The sequence below is a fragment of the Streptomyces sp. NPDC046197 genome (genome assembly GCF_040646295.1).
GTDB lineage: Bacteria > Actinomycetota > Actinomycetes > Streptomycetales > Streptomycetaceae > Streptomyces.
This window is the reverse complement of the sequence record NZ_JBEYZY010000035.1, coordinates 1-15944: the sequence shown is the minus strand read 5'-3', so window position 1 is coordinate 15944 and position 15944 is coordinate 1. Positions and strand designations below refer to the sequence as shown.

At 65.2% G+C, this 15944-nt stretch carries 15 protein-coding genes and 3 pseudogenes; 5 read left to right on the top strand and 13 right to left on the bottom strand.

Annotated elements, in window-relative coordinates; translation table 11 throughout:
- Positions 1–353: 353 nt before the first annotated feature.
- On the bottom strand, positions 354–2411 hold the full coding sequence (locus AB0A61_RS33245; RefSeq protein WP_361300730.1) for a restriction endonuclease: 2058 nt from the start codon (positions 2409–2411) through the stop codon (positions 354–356).
- A 169-nt stretch (positions 2412–2580) separates the two neighbouring features.
- On the opposite strand from AB0A61_RS33245, the gene AB0A61_RS33240 reads away from it, so the two are divergent.
- On the top strand, positions 2581–3030 hold the full coding sequence (locus AB0A61_RS33240; RefSeq protein WP_361300727.1) for a GNAT family protein: 450 nt from the start codon (positions 2581–2583) through the stop codon (positions 3028–3030).
- 399 nt (positions 3031–3429) lie between these two features.
- On the opposite strand, the gene AB0A61_RS33235 is transcribed toward AB0A61_RS33240, so the two are convergent.
- Positions 3430–4113: an alpha/beta hydrolase gene (locus AB0A61_RS33235; protein ID WP_361300724.1), complete on the bottom strand. Its 684-nt coding sequence runs from the start codon at positions 4111–4113 to the stop codon at positions 3430–3432.
- Positions 4114–4318: 205 nt separating this feature from the next.
- Between AB0A61_RS33235 and AB0A61_RS33230 the strand changes: the two genes are divergently transcribed.
- On the top strand, positions 4319–4825 hold the full coding sequence (locus AB0A61_RS33230) for an RNase A-like domain-containing protein (RefSeq protein WP_361300721.1): 507 nt from the start codon (positions 4319–4321) through the stop codon (positions 4823–4825).
- Positions 4826–5059: 234 nt separating this feature from the next.
- Here AB0A61_RS33230 and AB0A61_RS33225 read toward each other — a convergent pair whose 3' ends face one another.
- Together AB0A61_RS33225 and AB0A61_RS33220 are read right to left on the bottom strand one after the other, a co-directional pair.
- A complete protein-coding gene (locus AB0A61_RS33225) occupies positions 5060–5494 on the bottom strand; it encodes a DUF4291 family protein (protein WP_361300850.1) in 435 nt (144 codons plus the stop codon).
- A 71-nt stretch (positions 5495–5565) separates the two neighbouring features.
- Positions 5566–5748 carry a hypothetical protein gene (locus AB0A61_RS33220; RefSeq protein ID WP_361300718.1) on the bottom strand — a complete coding sequence of 61 codons (183 nt, stop codon included), beginning with the start codon at positions 5746–5748 and terminating at the stop codon, positions 5566–5568.
- Positions 5749–5883: 135 nt separating this feature from the next.
- On the opposite strand from AB0A61_RS33220, the gene AB0A61_RS33215 reads away from it, so the two are divergent.
- Positions 5884–8676: a tetratricopeptide repeat protein gene (locus tag AB0A61_RS33215; RefSeq protein ID WP_361300715.1), complete on the top strand. Its 2793-nt coding sequence runs from the start codon at positions 5884–5886 to the stop codon at positions 8674–8676.
- Positions 8677–9055: 379 nt separating this feature from the next.
- Here AB0A61_RS33215 and AB0A61_RS33210 read toward each other — a convergent pair.
- A pseudogene (locus AB0A61_RS33210) lies at positions 9056–9211 on the bottom strand (DUF4291 family protein); the annotation flags it as partial.
- Between the two features lie 313 nt (positions 9212–9524).
- Here AB0A61_RS33210 and msrA point away from each other — a divergent pair.
- Positions 9525–10037 (top strand): peptide-methionine (S)-S-oxide reductase MsrA, encoded by a 513-nt coding sequence (gene msrA / locus AB0A61_RS33205; protein WP_361300712.1) that lies wholly within the window; start codon positions 9525–9527, stop codon positions 10035–10037.
- A gap of 253 nt (positions 10038–10290) precedes the next feature.
- On the opposite strand, the gene AB0A61_RS33200 is transcribed toward msrA, so the two are convergent.
- From AB0A61_RS33200 to AB0A61_RS33165, 8 genes and pseudogenes are all read right to left on the bottom strand, one after another.
- Entirely contained in the window at positions 10291–10989 is a 699-nt protein-coding gene (locus AB0A61_RS33200; protein ID WP_361300709.1) for a contact-dependent growth inhibition system immunity protein, read from the bottom strand.
- A 25-nt stretch (positions 10990–11014) separates the two neighbouring features.
- Positions 11015–11314 carry an RNase A-like domain-containing protein gene (locus AB0A61_RS33195; protein WP_361300706.1) on the bottom strand — a complete coding sequence of 100 codons (300 nt, stop codon included), beginning with the start codon at positions 11312–11314 and terminating at the stop codon, positions 11015–11017.
- A 57-nt stretch (positions 11315–11371) separates the two neighbouring features.
- Positions 11372–11860: a hypothetical protein gene (locus AB0A61_RS33190; RefSeq protein ID WP_361300703.1), complete on the bottom strand. Its 489-nt coding sequence runs from the start codon at positions 11858–11860 to the stop codon at positions 11372–11374.
- 19 nt (positions 11861–11879) lie between these two features.
- Positions 11880–13574, bottom strand: a complete 1695-nt coding sequence (locus AB0A61_RS33185) for an RNase A-like domain-containing protein (RefSeq protein ID WP_361300700.1) — start codon at positions 13572–13574, stop codon at positions 11880–11882.
- Entirely contained in the window at positions 13574–13894 is a 321-nt protein-coding gene (locus tag AB0A61_RS33180; RefSeq protein WP_361300697.1) for a WXG100 family type VII secretion target, read from the bottom strand. Before AB0A61_RS33180 ends, AB0A61_RS33185 begins: the two co-directional genes overlap by 1 nt.
- A 58-nt stretch (positions 13895–13952) precedes the next feature.
- Entirely contained in the window at positions 13953–14384 is a 432-nt protein-coding gene (locus AB0A61_RS33175; protein WP_361300694.1) for a WXG100 family type VII secretion target, read from the bottom strand.
- 232 nt (positions 14385–14616) lie between these two features.
- Positions 14617–14825, bottom strand: a pseudogene (locus AB0A61_RS33170) (DUF4291 family protein); the annotation flags it as partial.
- Positions 14826–15002: 177 nt separating this feature from the next.
- A pseudogene (locus tag AB0A61_RS33165) lies at positions 15003–15158 on the bottom strand (peptide-methionine (S)-S-oxide reductase); the annotation flags it as partial.
- 198 nt (positions 15159–15356) lie between these two features.
- On the opposite strand from AB0A61_RS33165, the gene AB0A61_RS33160 reads away from it, so the two are divergent.
- Entirely contained in the window at positions 15357–15650 is a 294-nt protein-coding gene (locus AB0A61_RS33160) for a hypothetical protein (protein WP_361300691.1), read from the top strand.
- Positions 15651–15944 lie beyond the last annotated feature (294 nt).

Sequence of the window (15944 nt, the reverse complement as noted above, 5' to 3'; positions counted from 1 at the left end):
CCCGGCGCCGGCCGCTCCCCCGCCGGAGGATTGTTCTGACCGCAAGCCCTGTGTGCCTGCCTCTTGGGCGGACGGGGGGCGTCGGCCGTGCCGAGCGGGGCGGAGACATCAGCGCGGGCGCGGACGGCGGCCCGCGCCCGCCCGGAGGAGCGAAGCGACGACGGGTGCTTGAACCCGGCAGAAGAAGTTGCAACTCAGCTGAGTTGGGGCCTCACAGATCCAATCGAGCCGCTACATGCCACCGCACCAGCGTTCTCGACCGTCAGCGACAGCAACTTCTTGCCGGTCGGGCCGATTTGAATGGCCGTATCCATCTGCGGAAAAGGCCAACACCACGCAAGAGGCCTGTGCCGTCAATCCACTTCTATGCCGTACTCCTGGACGAGCTCCTCCAACCCCCCTGTGTACCCCTTCCCTCCAAGCACGAAGTCCCAGTCGCCATTGGGCCTGCGCCGGAAGGAACCGAGCACCAATGCGGTCTCGCGGGAGCGGCCATCGGAGACTTCGAGTCGACCGAGCTCAGTCATTGCCGGGTCCAGCAACCGAATGCATGCGTCGGTGAATCTGGACAGGTCGGCTTCCGGGTTGGCCTCCGGATCAACGGCCGCCACGAGCACGAACCGATCAGCCGCTTCCGGCAGCGCGTCGAAGGAAACACGAAGCGCTGCCTTGTCCGGCGCCGCAGCTGGCACTGCGCGTACCGAGCCGTCCGGAGTTTGCGGGTTGTTGAAGAAGACGAAGTGGTCTTCGCTCAGTACCCGACTGCCACAGCAGACAAGCGCGCATACGTCCAATGCGACATTGCCGGACCAAGTCATGCCCAACACGTTGTAGTCATCGGGCGCAGTTGCAGGACTGGACGGGGACGGCTGCGCTGGAGTCGCTCGCCCTCCCTCCCCCAGACGTCCACGCAGCCCGTGCCTGTGCAGGAGGTCGACGAGTTCGCTACCTGAGATGAGCTCCAGAGGCTTGCCCCGAGCGAAGGCGTGCGATCCGGGCCCGAATCCTGACGTGGTCACCAGGACGCCCTTGTTGGCGCCGACGTCCTGGACCGTCCCGTACAGGTCACGCACCGCGGTGGGCGGCACTGTGCTGCGGTAGCGCTTCACCTGTACGACGATCTTTCCACCTCGGATGGGCGTCGGGTCCAGCGCGTCGACGTCCACGCCGCCGTCATTCGAGCGCTGGGTCGTCACAGCCTGCATCCCCATGGCGCGGAACAGGTCGGCAACGAGCGACTCGAATTCGATCGGATCCATGGCATACAGATCCGGATCCTCATCACCGCCATGGGTGACAACATGGTTTCCCACGTCCTGAGGTTTTCGACCCGGCCGTACGGAGGTGAGTTGATCAGGCCTGGACGCGAGTTGGCCCCTCAATGCGTCGGTCAGACAACTGACCGCATCCACCTGTCCCAGGTGCAGGCCGGTGAACACCGCCCGCTGGGCCATGACAGTCGCCAGGAAAATGTGCGTGCGCCGGCCCGTCGCCGGATCGTGCGCGTCAACGAAGCCGTTCAGGGCCACCGAGTCGAGAATGCCGTACTCGTCCGCCGCAAAGAGCTGATGCACTACGAGCAGCAGGCTCTGCGCCAGCACCTCTCGGTACAGCCCACGGCGCTGGGTAACAGGACGTGCGGTTTCCCTGTCCTCGTCCTGGGCGGGTACGTACCTCACGGATTTCGTCTCGGGGACCACGTCGTACCCGGGCAGCTCCCAGTCCAGAACAAGCTGCCGCGCCGCCGAGTCGAAGGCTGCCGCGACCTGCCGAGGAAACCCTTCCGGCCAGGCAGTCGACGAGTAGAGAGCCGCTGAGAAGTACTCGACCACGGAGTCAGGGTCTCCCCGCCTGACACCCTCGGTCACCTCGACGATGCCGGCATTGTGCCGACGCACCTCCGCCCGCTGGGCCCCAGTCCTCTGCTCGTAGTCCCGCTGGAGGGCCGCCAGCTGCTGCTGTCGCTGCGCTTCGGCAGCTTGCGCGGCGTACCAGTCCCGTTCGAAACGAGCCTGCGCCTCCGCCTGAGCCTGTGCTCGCCGGTTTGCGGTCCAACCTCCCTGCGCCTGGTACTGGCTTGGATCCGGCATGCGCACGGGCCAGGCGAGCTGTCCCGGATCGAACGGCGGGATCTCTTCCGCGCGCATCAGGGACGACGCCCTGAAGACCGGCGCCTGGCAACCCGCGGCCAGCAGCCCCCGCAAGGTGGCGACCTGCGCGTCCAGCTCCTCCGTGCGCCGCCTCGCCTCTGCCTGTCGGTACTGCCGGTGCTCTTGAGTGGCAAGTCGTTGATAGGCCCGCGCCTGTCGTGCCTCTTCTCGGCGCCGTCTGGCCTCGGCCTCCACTTGGCGCTGGCGCTGACGCTGCATTTCCGCCCAGACACCGACAAAACCAGCAGAGCGACGACTCATGCGCTACAGGCCCTCCCCAGGACGTCGGCAGAGCCGACCAAACTCTGGTTGCCCCCACAACCAGTAGTAACCAAACGACTTTATCCAGCAATCGCTGGCACGGACATCAACTTGCCAAAGGCAACTTGCACCGGCTGTTCCGGCAGGTCATGACACGACTGCGCCAGACGTGGCAACCCGGTCGCGTCAAGACCCTCGGCCCTGGCATCCGATACCACCAGGGTCGGCGCGCTCTCCCTATGCAGTCGCTGAGCCCTCGGACGCTGCAGCATCCTTTTCCGTGGTGGAACTCGAGTCGCAGGAACTGGTGGGTGCCGCCTCGCTGTGGGGCATCGACGCGCATAACAGGTCGGCGCACCTGGGCATCTCCGTGCTCCCTGACTTCCGCGGTCGTGGTGTTGGCTCGGACATCGTCCGCGTGCTGTGCGAGTACGGGTTCGCGGTGCGCGGACTGCAGCGACTACAGGTGGAGACCACGGCAGACAACGCGCCGATGATCGCGGCGGCGAAGAGAGCGGGGTTCACGATCGAGGGCACGTTGCGGCGCTCGGCCTGGGTATACGGAGCATTCGTCGACCAGGTGATCCTCGGTCTCCTCGCTCATGAGTGGACTCCCTGACGACGCGATGTCGGGGGCCGGGCCGCTGAGTGCCGAAGCACTGGTTTGGAAGAGTCCGGTTGTGGCGCTCTGCTGAGCTGGCAGTCTGCTGACCTGCGGTAGCGCGTGGCTCCGGCCGTGATTCACCGTGAGTCCCCGGAAGTTCCCGCCCGATCGGGCACGCGACGGGCACGCCGTGCCCGCAGCGACCTCGACGCCGTCGCGGTCGCTCCCAACGCGCGCCCACGCGAGACTCTCGGGTGGAGACTGCAGCAGGACTTCACCCCCGCAGCGTAGAAACCCGCTGTCCAAGATCAAGGGGGAACTTCATACCAACTGGCGATCCCGACGCACATCGGATCGCGGCCGGCGGCGACGCGCACGGATGCCCAAAGGCGGCGTGCCCCGCGGTCCTCGGCCTTACTCCAGGGTCTTCGCAGCGTTGCGGATGACCTCGAGGACAGCGTTGGGCTGGGAGAGCATCGGGACGTGGCTGCTGTCGAGGCTGACGGTCGTGGCCTTCATCCGTTCGGCGGAAGCGCGCTCCCGGTCCGGGTTCACCGTGCGGTCCTGGGTGCCCACGATGTACCAGCTCGGCTTCGCTCGCCAGGCATTACCGGGTACCTGCTGGTCGAAGAGGTCCGCGATCGGCGGGTTGGCGGTCGCCAGCACGAGCTTTTGTTCCTCCAGCGGCAGGTCGCCGCAGAAGTCGCCGATGCCCGACTCCTTGAGGTAGATGCGGTTGTCGGTGACCTCGAGGTGCTCGAAAACCGGCGAGCTGGGAAACGCGGCCAGGTGCTGCTGCGAGGTCTCGTCGTCGTCCGGGGCAAGCGCGCAGATGTACACCAGGGCGCCCACGCGGTCGTGCACGCCCGCCTTGGTGATCAGCGTGCCGCCGTAGGAGTGGCCCACGAGCACGACCGGGCCGGGCACGTGGTTGATCGCGCGGGTTACGCAGTCGACGTCGCCTGCGAGCGAGTCAAGCCCATGCTGCGACGCGAAGACCTCGCGCCCCTCGGCCTGGAGTGCGGGGATGAGCTTTGCGAAGCACGAGCCATCGGCCCACAAGCCGTGGGCCAGTACGATGCTGGCTTTGCCGGCCATGAGTGCCTCCTTTGTCGCTACGTCGCTGCCTGTAGCGGAGATCCACTCCGTTTGATCCTCTTTGTTCAACCCTAGGTGGGAACTACAGGTGCCGCTCGCCCGACACGAGGTCCAGGTCTTCCGACCGGCCTGACCCCCTGCCTCACCCACCACTCACCCCAGCTCCCATCCCGTACGCCGTCGACCCACACACCGTGGAGCAGGCGTGGTCTCTGGCGTTCAGGACGACCTTGGCCTGCTGATCAAGGGAGGCGGCGAACCAAACGCCTGGCCCCGCAGCAAACGCAAGGGTGCGGTCAATCCGAAGTATTGGGCCGACCTGGCGGACGACGAAGGCAAGGGCACGGCCAAGTCGTCGCCCCATACGCTGGCGAAGCATGTTGATGTGACCACTCGAGATCTGCGGGCCCGACTTCGTGCCAATCCGAAGCTCAAAACGGCCTCCCGCTGCATCGACGAGGAGTCTGCCCAGAAGAAGGGGGCTCGTGGAGTCACGCGGTCGCGCACAGGCTGGACCGGGCCTCAGACCCACTCCACCTCGGAAGCGATGTGCGGGGAACGTCCAGGGCCCGGCAGCAGCGTCCACGAGGGTGCCGGCGGGCGAGGGCAAGAAACCCGGCCGCCGCCAACGCAGCGGCCACCTCTTCCTCGCTCACTCCCGCCAACGCCTCAACCACCCGATCGAGTGCGTCACCCTCGTCAGTGGGCGTGACCACTTGAAGCCGGCGCCGACGCAGCGTTCTTGACCGTCAGCGGAAGCAACTTCTTGCCGTCGGGCCGATTTGAAGTAGGTCAGCGCTCACCCTCGGTGGGAACAGGCGCGATGCCGGTCGGGCACGAGGCTCCCCAGTTCGTCTCGAACGGGGTACTTAGCTTGACCCCTGTCCCGGCGAGTCCGTGGTGCCATGTGACCCATCAGCCGGAGCCGGCGAAGTGGAGCAGCCCGTCATCCGCACAGGTGGGCAAGGAGATCGTCTTCGATGGGATAGGGGCGTTCCTGGGGCAGCAGCCTGGCGGCGGAGTCCAGGTCTCCACCACTGACGAGACCCTGGATCTTGTGGGCGAGTGGGGTCACATCGCGGATGGCGACCGTCCATTCGTCCGCGTAGCGTCCTGCGGCCTCACCGGCGAGGCCGAGTTGCAGCGACCGGTACGGCATGGGGTGCAGGTGCAGGTGCAGGTCCCGCTCCGGGTCCCACTGCACGCGGGTGGGCGCGCGCTTCAGCTGACGCTGCCAGGTGGCGCGGTCGGGGTGGACCTCGCGGGCGTAGCTTGACAGGCAGGCGTGGCGCAGCGCCCACTCGAAGCCGTTGCGGGTGATCTCGACAGCGAGAACGGTCTCCTGCCCTGCCTTCGCACCCCAGCCGCAGCGGTACATCATCCACAGGAACGACGGCTTGATCCATGTCAAGGCGTGTCCACAGGCCCTTTCCGCCCGCTGAGCGACGGAACCTAGCGGTACGCCGCCACGGCGGCGAGGAACAGAGCAACTGCAGTGCCGCATGCGCTCACCCCGGCTAGCGCTGCCTCGTAGAGGTTCCTTCCGGATCGCCGGGACAGCAAACCAACACCGCAACCGATGTTCACGGCGCTCAGCAGCGCCAGCAAGAGGGAAACAACGTTCAGGCCAGTCATGTTGTTCTCCAGAGGCAACCGTCAGGGCCGGCCATCGGCCACGCCAAGACGGTGGCTGTCCAGAGCGGCGTCCTGCGACTATCTATTGGAAAGTGGACAAACATGCCCGCTGACCTCGGCCAAGACCGTAGGCTGATGAGCGTCCAGTTCGCCCGCTGGACAGGCGGAGATGCGGGTGGGGGCCATGTGAACGACCCGGCGACGAACACAGAAGCCACGATCAAGATCGAGCTTCAACGCCTCGGCGAGTGGAAACGCAAGCAATTGCCTGATGTACCTTCCGGCCGTTCCTTGGCAAGGGCACTAGCGGTATCTCCCACAACCGTCAGTGACTGGCTGCGTGGCAGACGCACGCCACAGACCTGCGACATCTTGTTGACCTTGATCCGCATGATTCGCGGAGAGGCGCAGCGTCGCAGTCTGCTCGGTTGCCACGTGATAGGCAGTGACGGCGAGACAGTGGCTCAGCTGCTGGACGAACAGCGGTGGCGCGCCATCTACGAGCGAGACAGCCACCGACGCATCCAACTCGGCCGTCTGACCGCGGAAGCTTGGCGAGCACGAGCTTCCCTGGAAGAGCAACACCGCCGAACCGGGCACAGCGTCGCGCCGGCCCCCTCGCTTCCAGTTCGATCCTGGACAGCCCGGCAACTGGGAGTCCATGCAGCTATCGGCAGTGAGTCCACCCTGCTTCCCGATGAGGACTTCGTCCTGCCGACCTTTGTACCGCGTCCCCACGACACAGCTCTCAAAGAGCTGCTGTCCGCAGCTGTGAAACGCGATGAAAACAAACTTGTTCTCATTCGAGGAGACTCCTGCACCGGAAAGACGCGCAGTGCATTCGAGGCCATTCGGGAAGTTGTTCCGGACTGGGATCTGTCGAATTTCGGCACGGCAGAATCCTTACGAGCTTCTTTAGATATCGACGGCATTAAGCCACGCACCGTGTTATGGCTCGACAGCGGACATCGCTATCTGTACGGGGCGGTCGGAGAATCAATCGCAGCGGCTTTGCTTGAGCGCCTCGATAAAAGCCGTGGTCCCGTCTTCACCTTGATCACTCTGTGGCGCGAGCATGATCACACGCTCACCTCGGATCCGCTTCCCGGTCAGGAGGATACCCACCTTCAGGCTCGGCTCTTACTGACTCGGGCTCACCGCATTATCGTGCCACCCGACTTCAACGGCGAGATGCACGCAATCCGCGAGGCTTCAGCCACCGATGCTTCGTTGGCCCAAGCGCTTGGAGTCGGGACTCCAGCGATCACTCAAAATCTTGCCGCAGGGCCAGCTCTCCTCGATCATTACAACAATCCCGCAGGGGTAGAGGGAATTCATGGCCGCGCATTGATCATCGCTGCTGTCGACGCTCGACGCCTTGGGGTCAACGGGCCCTTGCCCATCGAATTCCTTCGGGCGGCTGCTCCTGGTTACCTGACCGGCAGTCAGCGGGCAGAAGCGGATCCAGAAAATTGGCTCACTGCAGCTCTGGCGTACGCTGAATTACGTGTCAAGCGGGTAGTCTCTGCTCTTCACCGGCTCCCCAGCATCAACGGCATGGGCCCGCGGCCGGGGGTCGTCGGACTGGCCGACTACTTGGAACAGCACGAGAGTTCCGTACGGCGCTTTGTATGCCCGCCGGCGACTTTCTGGACAGCAGCCGTTGAACACTTTCCCGCAACCGACCTGCAGCGGCTGGGGCGGGCTGCTGCAGCCCGCGGCAGATTCCGGCACGCCGCTTCGCTCTACCACGCCGTAGCCGACAGCGGAGACACGACCGCATTGACTCTCGTCGGACAAATACGCGAGACCGTCGGGGCGACTGTTGAAGCAGAACGCGCGTACAAGAGGGCCGCCGATGACGGCCACGCCGTGGCGATGATTCGTCTCGGTCTTCTGTATGAGAAGGCTGGCGAGCTCGGCAGCGCAGAGTCGTGGTATGTGCGGGCAGCAGAGGCTGGCAATCCAGGAGCGATCATGCGCCTGGCTCAACTCCGCGAGAAACAGGGAGAGCTAGCCGAGGCAGAGCTCCTCTATATGCGAGCGGCAGAGAAGGGACACGTTCGCGCTATGCTCCGTCTGGCGTCCATGAAGGAAAAGCAAGAGGACCCCAGTAGTGCTTTAGAATGGCGCAAGAAGGCAATAGACGCAGGCGGCGAGAGCAAGCTTCTACGCATAGCTCAAAAACGGGAAAGAGACGGCGACTGGACAAGCGCCGCAAAAATCTACGAACTCGCAGCAGAGTGCGGTGGCACGTATGCATTGGTACTGCGGGCGAGACTCTATCAAAGAAGGGGGGATCCAGAGGCGGCGGAACGTCTATACCGAAAGGCGGCGGATGCCGGAAATACCGGCGCAATAGTGCACCTTGGTCAAATTTGTGAGAAGAATGGAGACTGGATCACTGCAGAACAACTCTATCACCAAGCGGTTGACGCGGGGAATACTGGAGCACTGCTTCACCTGGCCCGCCTAAAGGGAAAATCCGGAGATAATGCCGGAGCAGGGGACCTCTGTAGAATGGCAGCGGACGCCGGCGAGCCGCAGGGTTTGATTCATCTGGCCCGGGCATGCAATAGACGCGGTGACCATGTAGCTGCAGAAGCCCTGTACAGAGAGGCAGCGACACGCGGCGGGGCCACGGCTCTCTTTCGGATGGCTCGATTGCGGAACAGGAACGGAGACGACGAGAGGGCGGCTTTCCTGTATCAGCAAGCAGCCGACGCGGGGAATCCGGCGGCTCTCGTGCGCCTCGCCCGGCTCATGGAGAAGGAGGGCGATCGGACGAGGGCTGAGCAGCTGTACCAACAGGCTTGCGACGGTGGTGACTCGAACGCCGTCGCTGAGCTCATACGGTTGCGCAAGCACAGTGACAAGCCTTTGACCTATGGCCTTGAGGCAGACGGCTCCCCCAGCGGCCGGTGGTAACTGATTCGAGAGGAACCGAGTCAGGCATTGCGGTAGCGTCAGCGCAGCCCTGGCTACCCGGGCGTGACTCCTCAGTCCAGCAAGCCGGCAACTTCCAGAAAGTCGTTATATGCCTCGCCGCATAGCAGCGACGAGGAACTCTGGAGCGACCGGTCAAGGAGGCTGTAGGCGAGTACCAGGTCTTCGTCGATGCGTTCAGAGACGGCGCGAACTCCGCCGACCGTCAGGTAAGGCGAGAGCACGACGCAGGGACGTATCCGCCCAGCACTCATGTCTCCTGCGTGTTGACACGGTGCCGGACGGTTCGTTGCGTGGGGGACAGGAGCTCCAGCCAAAGGCGAGACGCGAAAACTGATGGAGACTGTGAACGCGCCATGATGATCCACGTCATCCTCTCCCGCTTCCACACGGCGGGGAATCGGCCGTCGCGGACAGCGGGCAGGCCGATATCCGGGGAATACGCCTGGTAGACGGTGATCGTGGATTCCGAGTGGGCCGCACGGATCCTGCGTTGCGGTTCTTCCATGGCGTACAGCGTGGGGTCGACCGGTTCAGGCGGCCACTGATTTTCGACTGCCGTTCGCCGCGAGAGCTTCGGCCGCAGCACCGCACGGATAGCCGGTGCCACGGCTCTTCGGCACCCACGGCCTGTCCGTCCGTGGCTTCCGGAGCGATACCTGCCGGGGAAGACGTCCCCGAGTCCGCCTGGTACGGGTGCGCTCCTCGCGGTGGCCGGTGGTCATCGACCGCAGGGCGGGTCGTGCGGGCTCGGAATCGCTTGGAGGCCTCGCGCGTTGAGGACAGGGGGCAGGGATGCCGCGAAGCTGACAGAAATTGGAGGGGTCGTAATGACCGCGCAGACGCAGAGGGCCGTGCTGGCAGGCGGATGCTTCTGGGGGATGGAGGAGCTGATCCGCCGACTCCCGGGCGTGACGGCGACCCGGGTCGGTTACACAGGGGGTGACGTGCCCAACGCGACGTACCGCAACCATGGCACGCACGCGGAGGCCATTGAGATCCTTTTCGACCCCGCGAAGACCGACTTCCGTGCGCTCCTGGAGTTCTTCTTCCAGATCCACGACCCGAGCACCAAGAACCGTCAGGGCAATGACATCGGCCTCAGTTACCGCTCGGCGATCTACTACGTGGACGACGAGCAGAAGCGGATCGCCGAGGACACGATCGCTGATGTGGACGCCTCCGGACTGTGGCCCGGCAAGGTCGTCACCGAAGTGGAGCCGGTCGGCCCCTTCTGGGAGGCCGAGCCGGAGCACCAGGACTACCTGCAGCGTTATCCGGACGGCTACACCTGCCACTTCCCGCGCCCGGGATGGCGGCTGCCCGCCCGCGCGGAGGGCTGACCACGAGGTGGCCGGGAGAAGGTGCACGGCCGCTCGGCCGCGGGTCGTGTCGTGGCCCCGATTGCCGAGCTGGGACCTTCGGTGCTGAAGTCGTGCGGCTCAGCCGTCGGTCGTGGTGACACCGGTGGGACAGGACGCGCCCGAGTTCGTCTCGAATGGGGTACTTAGCTTGACTCCCGTCCCGCCCAGCCTGTTGTGCCATGTGACCCGTCGGCCACCTCGCGCGGTGGGCCGGCAGACGCACGACACCATGTCACGTCGGCTCGTCGGTTCCTGCTCGGGACCCGTACTGGGCCTGCGGCCCGGTGAGCCGGTCGGCAACGAGTGCCAGCCAGGCACTGGGTGAATACGGTGCTGGAGGGTCGACCTCCATGCCCAGCTCGGCGACGGCGAGGGCGTAGTCGGACTCGTCGAGATCGAGGGCAAGGAGCTCATGCAACTCGCCGACGAGCCGGGCGACGAGGTGTGGGTCGTTCGAGGTCCGGTAGTCCTCGACGGCCGCGTCGTGGTCGTCGAACTCGTCCGGCATGTCCTGCGAGAACCAGCCGCCGAGGAACTGCCCGAGCTCCGGGAAGCGGGCGTGCCACTCCCAGTGGGTGAAGGGGGTCGCCGGAGGTGGAACCTCGCCCTCCTCGATGCTGTGTTTGAGGTGATCGGCGAGGCAGTACAGCCACCGCTGGATCTCGTTCTGTGGCAGGCCGACATCGGGAATGGCGTAGAACTCCCCGAGGCGCTGCCGCAGTCGCCCCGGCGGATTCTCGGCGTAATCCCGCAACTGCCGCTCGGCGACAGCGAGAGCCCACGGTCGGCTGTGCCAGGTCTGCCGGAGATAAGCAGTCAGGGCCTGGCCGGGTTTGTCGGGGGTGTCGTCGGCCGGCTGTCCGGCGTAGGCACGGATCACCTGGTCGAGCTCGCCGTAGCGACGGTCGTGTTCGAGGGGGCTCAGGGGCACGGTGGTCAGCCTCTACGGGTCGTCTCTACAGGTAAATGGGGAAGGTGGCATGGACGGCGAAGCCATGGGGGAGGGAGGTATCCCGCTTGAGGATCACCCGGGCGGCCCGCACATCGACGGGCTCCCGCCCGGCCAGCATCATCGCCTGCAGAAGGACGCGTCCGACCGGCTCGAACCGGGACGGCCAGGACGCTTCGATGGTCAGGCGCGGGCGCGTCGACTGGGCCAGCCAGCGATGGATCAGCTGCTCGTTGGCGGTGACGACCTGCTGGGTGGCCCACTGGGCCGTTTCGCGGTCGGGGTAGGTGGCGGAACGGGTGCGCACCTTCGGTCCTCTCCTGGGTGCTGCGGGTGGCGGCGATCGTTGGATGGTCGCGAACAGCTAGTCGTCCTCGAAGCGCCAGAGCACTAGGACGGTCTCATCCGACACCCCGATGAGACAAATATCAATGGTGGTGCCGGCAAGGGCATTGGCGTGGAATGACGAGGCCAGGAAGTCAGCCTCTTCACCGTCTTCCGCCTGACCATGATTGGTGAAGAAACGCGCACCATTCCCCACGGCCTTCAAGATGTCCCGTAGACAGGCGTCGCGTTCCGCATCCGATGTGCGAAGGGATTCGCGAGGACCGTGCAGAAGAGATCCGACCGAAATCAGCCCGGCCAAATCCAGGGCCTGGGCGGGTGAGACCTGCAGGACACTGTCTCGCAACTCCATGCGGTCGACCTGCCGGAGCACGGGATGCCCCTGGATCGTTTCCATTACGGTGTCGTGCCAGTCCGCGCCCCCGCGGGCTACGAGCGCTGCGAAAGACTGACGCTCGTCGAAACGCCCCAGCGCGCAGCCGGGCAGACCCGTCTTCCTCTCCTTCACAGATCCTCCCACGGTGTGCTCACGGCAGCGTCGGCATGGACGTGTAGACCACATAAGGCGGGTGAAGGCCATTCTTGTACTTAAGTACGACCTTTACCGTGTGCGTGTCCCGTGCCGCACTCGCCCGAGGGTTGCCTGCCTCAACGGTACGCCCGGTTGCAGAATTGAACTCCACAGGGTCGAGAGTCAAAATTGAACTGTCACTACGCGGCCTGGAGAGCCACTTCTTGATCTTTTCCTGATTGTCTACACCGGCGTTTTGCTGACCTGAATTCGCGGGCGGTCCCACATATTCCAGCGCATCTTGTGTGTATTTCTGGGCGGAAGTCAGATTAGTGAAGCTGGAAGAGGCGTCGATCGTGGGCTGATCCCTGAGCCGCTGCGCGAGTTGCTCATCGGTCTTGCCCACGTGTTTGTCGATGATGTGGCTCCCATGGACCCCCTCCTGATTCGCCAAGTCGACCGGATACGCATGATTGGCTTCGCTGTCCCCCGGCACCGTGTAGAGCGGGTCACCCTTAAAGTCTGTCAATGCCCGCGCGCCGAACGCCTCGGCCCTGGCCGATTCGGCATTGAAGGTCGGTGCGCTCGTGTATGCCTCGTCCAGTGCCGGCAGCAGCGCCTTGATTTCACCGACCTGTCGATGGATCCGGTTGTTGTAGGCCGACACGGCGTCGTTCAGGGCGCCCTCGTCGATGTTCAGCACGATGCCGATCGAGACGTCAGCGACCAGGCCCTTGCCTGCTTCCCACAGGCCCTTCACCAGGCTCTTTGCGTCCGTGATGTCAAGGTTTCCCGGATCGAGTTGCTTGAGACTGTCCACAACGGCTTGGCGGTAGATGCGATGCAGATCGTCCCGGACGTCCTCGGCCGCCTTGGCGACGGCATGGACGGCTTCCACCATGGCGTCGCACGTGTCGAACAGAACGGCGAAGACAGGGTGGCTGGTCCCCCTCTTCTTTGCGTCATCGTTGGACCAGTCGTAGCCCTCTCGGTTCTGGCCCCAGGCGGAGGTTCCCCACAGCGTGCTGCAGAACGTGCGCATCGCGTTGTACCAGTCCTGGTTGGTCTGGTCCGTGATGCCGCCTATGAGGCCCGTGAGCGTTCCGTCCACCATGCTGAGCGTGGTCTGCGGCATTCGCCATGCCTGGGAGATCGAGTACAGGCGCAGGTGATTGGGCAACGGGAGGATGGTTGCCGCCTTGCCCCAACGGCACTCGTGCTCCAGCAAAGGCCGCATGACGGCCAGGACCGCGGCTTCCAGGCCCTCAAGGGCCTCCTGCATGATGCTCTGGCCGGGGTCCAGGTCCCCCCACTTGAAGTCCGTGACCGGACCGTATTTCGGGGCTGTGTCGATGACATGCGGGACGGGCCTGTGCGTCGTGTGCCCCGACGGAGAAGGATGCGTCGCGGCGTCAGCCGCTGCGTAGTTGTTGGCGGTGGTCGTGAAGCCGACGGCGGCGCCACCGACGCTCACGACGGACTTGGCCCACACTTCGAGGAATCTGTTGGCGATCTGCAGGTAGGCGGTCGTGAAGTCCTTCATGGCCGACCCTTTGCCGCCGCCGTCCGGGTACCGCGCCAGTTCGTTGAGGAACGACTTGATGCCCCGGTCCAGAGGGTCCTGCTGCCCGGCTACCCCTGTGGAGACCCCGTAGAGGACGGACGGGGTCACGTCGATCGTTCCGTTCCGGGGAGCCGGCGGAGTGCCCATCAGGCGGCTCCCCAGCCGCGCAGCACCGCGCGGTGCGCTGCCGCGTAGTTGGCGTGGCCGGTGGTGACGTAGGCGTGCAGCCACTTCTGGGCCGCCTGCAGGTCCTGTGCGGAGCGGTCCCAGTCGTCGAGCTTCTCGACGAAGACCTCCCGGGCCTCGCCTTTCCATGACAGCACGACTGGCTGAACTCGCTCGTACATGTCGTCGAGTCCGCTGTTGAGCTGTTTGAGGATGTCCTCCAGCTCGGTGGCGAGCTCGTGGAACGTGGAGAAGGAGACGGTTATGTGGCCGTCCTCGGCAGCGGCGGACCCGGTCGACATGATTCCCCTTGTTGTCGGCAACTGGGTGGGCGAAGTAAGTACTTGGCGTACGGCACGGTCAAAAGGAGTCGAGGCTGCTGCGCGGTGCTGACGGCGCTCCGCCCGTCCGGGCCTCCGCGTCGGGCGTGGAGAGCTTGTCGACTTCGCTGTTGATGTCCACCTGGATCCGCTGCATCTGTTCCAGCACGTCGATGTCGTGTTCGCTGAACCCGTCCCGGCTCAGCCGAACGGCCTGCTCGAGCAGCTTCATCACTTCACGGATGCGTACGGCGTCCTCGGCCGCCGCCCGGTGGAACTGGCGGTACGCCGTGGCCGCCGGGCTGCGCCACCCGGCCTCGATGCGGTCGACGATCGCGTCCATGCGCTTGACCTGCTTGTCGAGATGGTCCTGCATGTCGCCGAGGTCACCGGCGAGCTTTGTCAGGTCCTTCGATGACACGCGCAGATCAGGGCCATCTCTCCCGCCCGCGCTTGCGCCGGGTGCACCCATGTCGCATCCCCCGTCCGGTCTGCATCTCGCGTCTCAACAGACTCGTGAATCTTACGAAAGAAGCATCGATGCCGGTGTGCGGGGCCGATAGAGCGAGACGGCCGACGGAAGTACGGCGTGGGTGGGGGCCGAGCGTGCCGCCCGAAACGATTACTTGATCAACGTCGGGCGTTCCCCTGCTTCCAAGCAGTGGGGAACGCGGCAGGAACCTGCGGACACCACGCTGGCGGAGTTCCTGGAGCAGCAGTCGGGCGGCGGACTCCAGGTCACCGCCACTTACGAGGGCATAGATCTCGTGGGCGAGTGGGGTCACGTCGCGGATGGCGACCGTCCATTCGTCCGTGTGTCGTCGTGCGGCCTCACGGGAGAGGCCAAGTTGCAGGAAGCGGTACGCAGGGGCGGCAGGTGCAGGTCCCGCTCGGGGTCCCACTGCACGCGAGGCAGGCCGCGCGGATCTCGTGTTGCGGTTCTTCCATGACCTACAGCGTGGGTCGGCCGGTTCAGGCGGCCACTGATTTTTCGACTGCCATCCCCTGCGAGGGAGAGCACCGACCCGCAGCAGCGTGCAGGTTGCCAGCGCCGGGGCCGCCCTCTTCAGACACTCTGGGCTCACGCCGGCTACTTGTCCTTGGCATCCGGTGCCGGAGCGATGCCTGTCGGGCAGGAAGCACCCCAGTTCGTCTCGAACGGGTCACTTAGCATGACCCCCGTTCCGCCCAGCCCGCAGTGCCCGGCCTTCTTGTCGAGGCACTGCTGATGGTGGTAGCAGTCGGCCGTCTAGAAGTCGCCCCCTGCGGCGACGATCCGCAGTGCTGTCGCGGAAGCTGAGCCAGGCGAGCTTCCCGATCGCGAGGAAGTCCCCGTCGTCGGCCTGGATGAGGTCCGGACAAGACTGCCCCGTCGCACTGCCCCGCTCTGCGGGCGTCGATCCGATCCGGCGCATGAGGGCTCCTTGGTGACAGGATCGGTGCCATGGGCACCGAGAGGGTGTGGGGGTACCGAGTGGAGGAGCCGCACGGCTCGCACGGCCGGCGCCCCCACGGCGGCCCTTCCCACCGGTGGCGGGGAGGGGTCACCACGGAGTCCCGGAGCGAGGATGCCAAATACGTCGCCACCCTCGTAGTCACCGACCTGGTGACCGAATGGAAGGTGAACGGCGTCAGCGAGCAGCACGTGCGCGTGATCGTGTGGGCGGGCGAAGAAGGCACTGGCCCCGAGGACGCGGTCTTCACGCTGGAGATCAAGCCCGGCGTCGACGGAAAGTGACCAACCGCGGCCGGATCTGCGCACTGCCGGGATACCGGCCCGGTCGTCGAGTCGATCTGTCCGGCCAGTGCAGATCGACACCCGACACCGCAGCGAGCTCAGACCCACTCCACCTCTGAGCGGATGTGCGAGGAGCCTGCCGGCTCCGGCAGGGGCGTACGGAGTCTCCGCTTCGGGGCCGCCGGACGACGTCCAGAAACGCCGACCGCAGCCGGCGCAGCCGCCACCTCCTCCTCGCTCACCCCCGCCAGCGCCTCAACCACCCGATCGAGTGCCCCGCTCACGTCAGTGCGC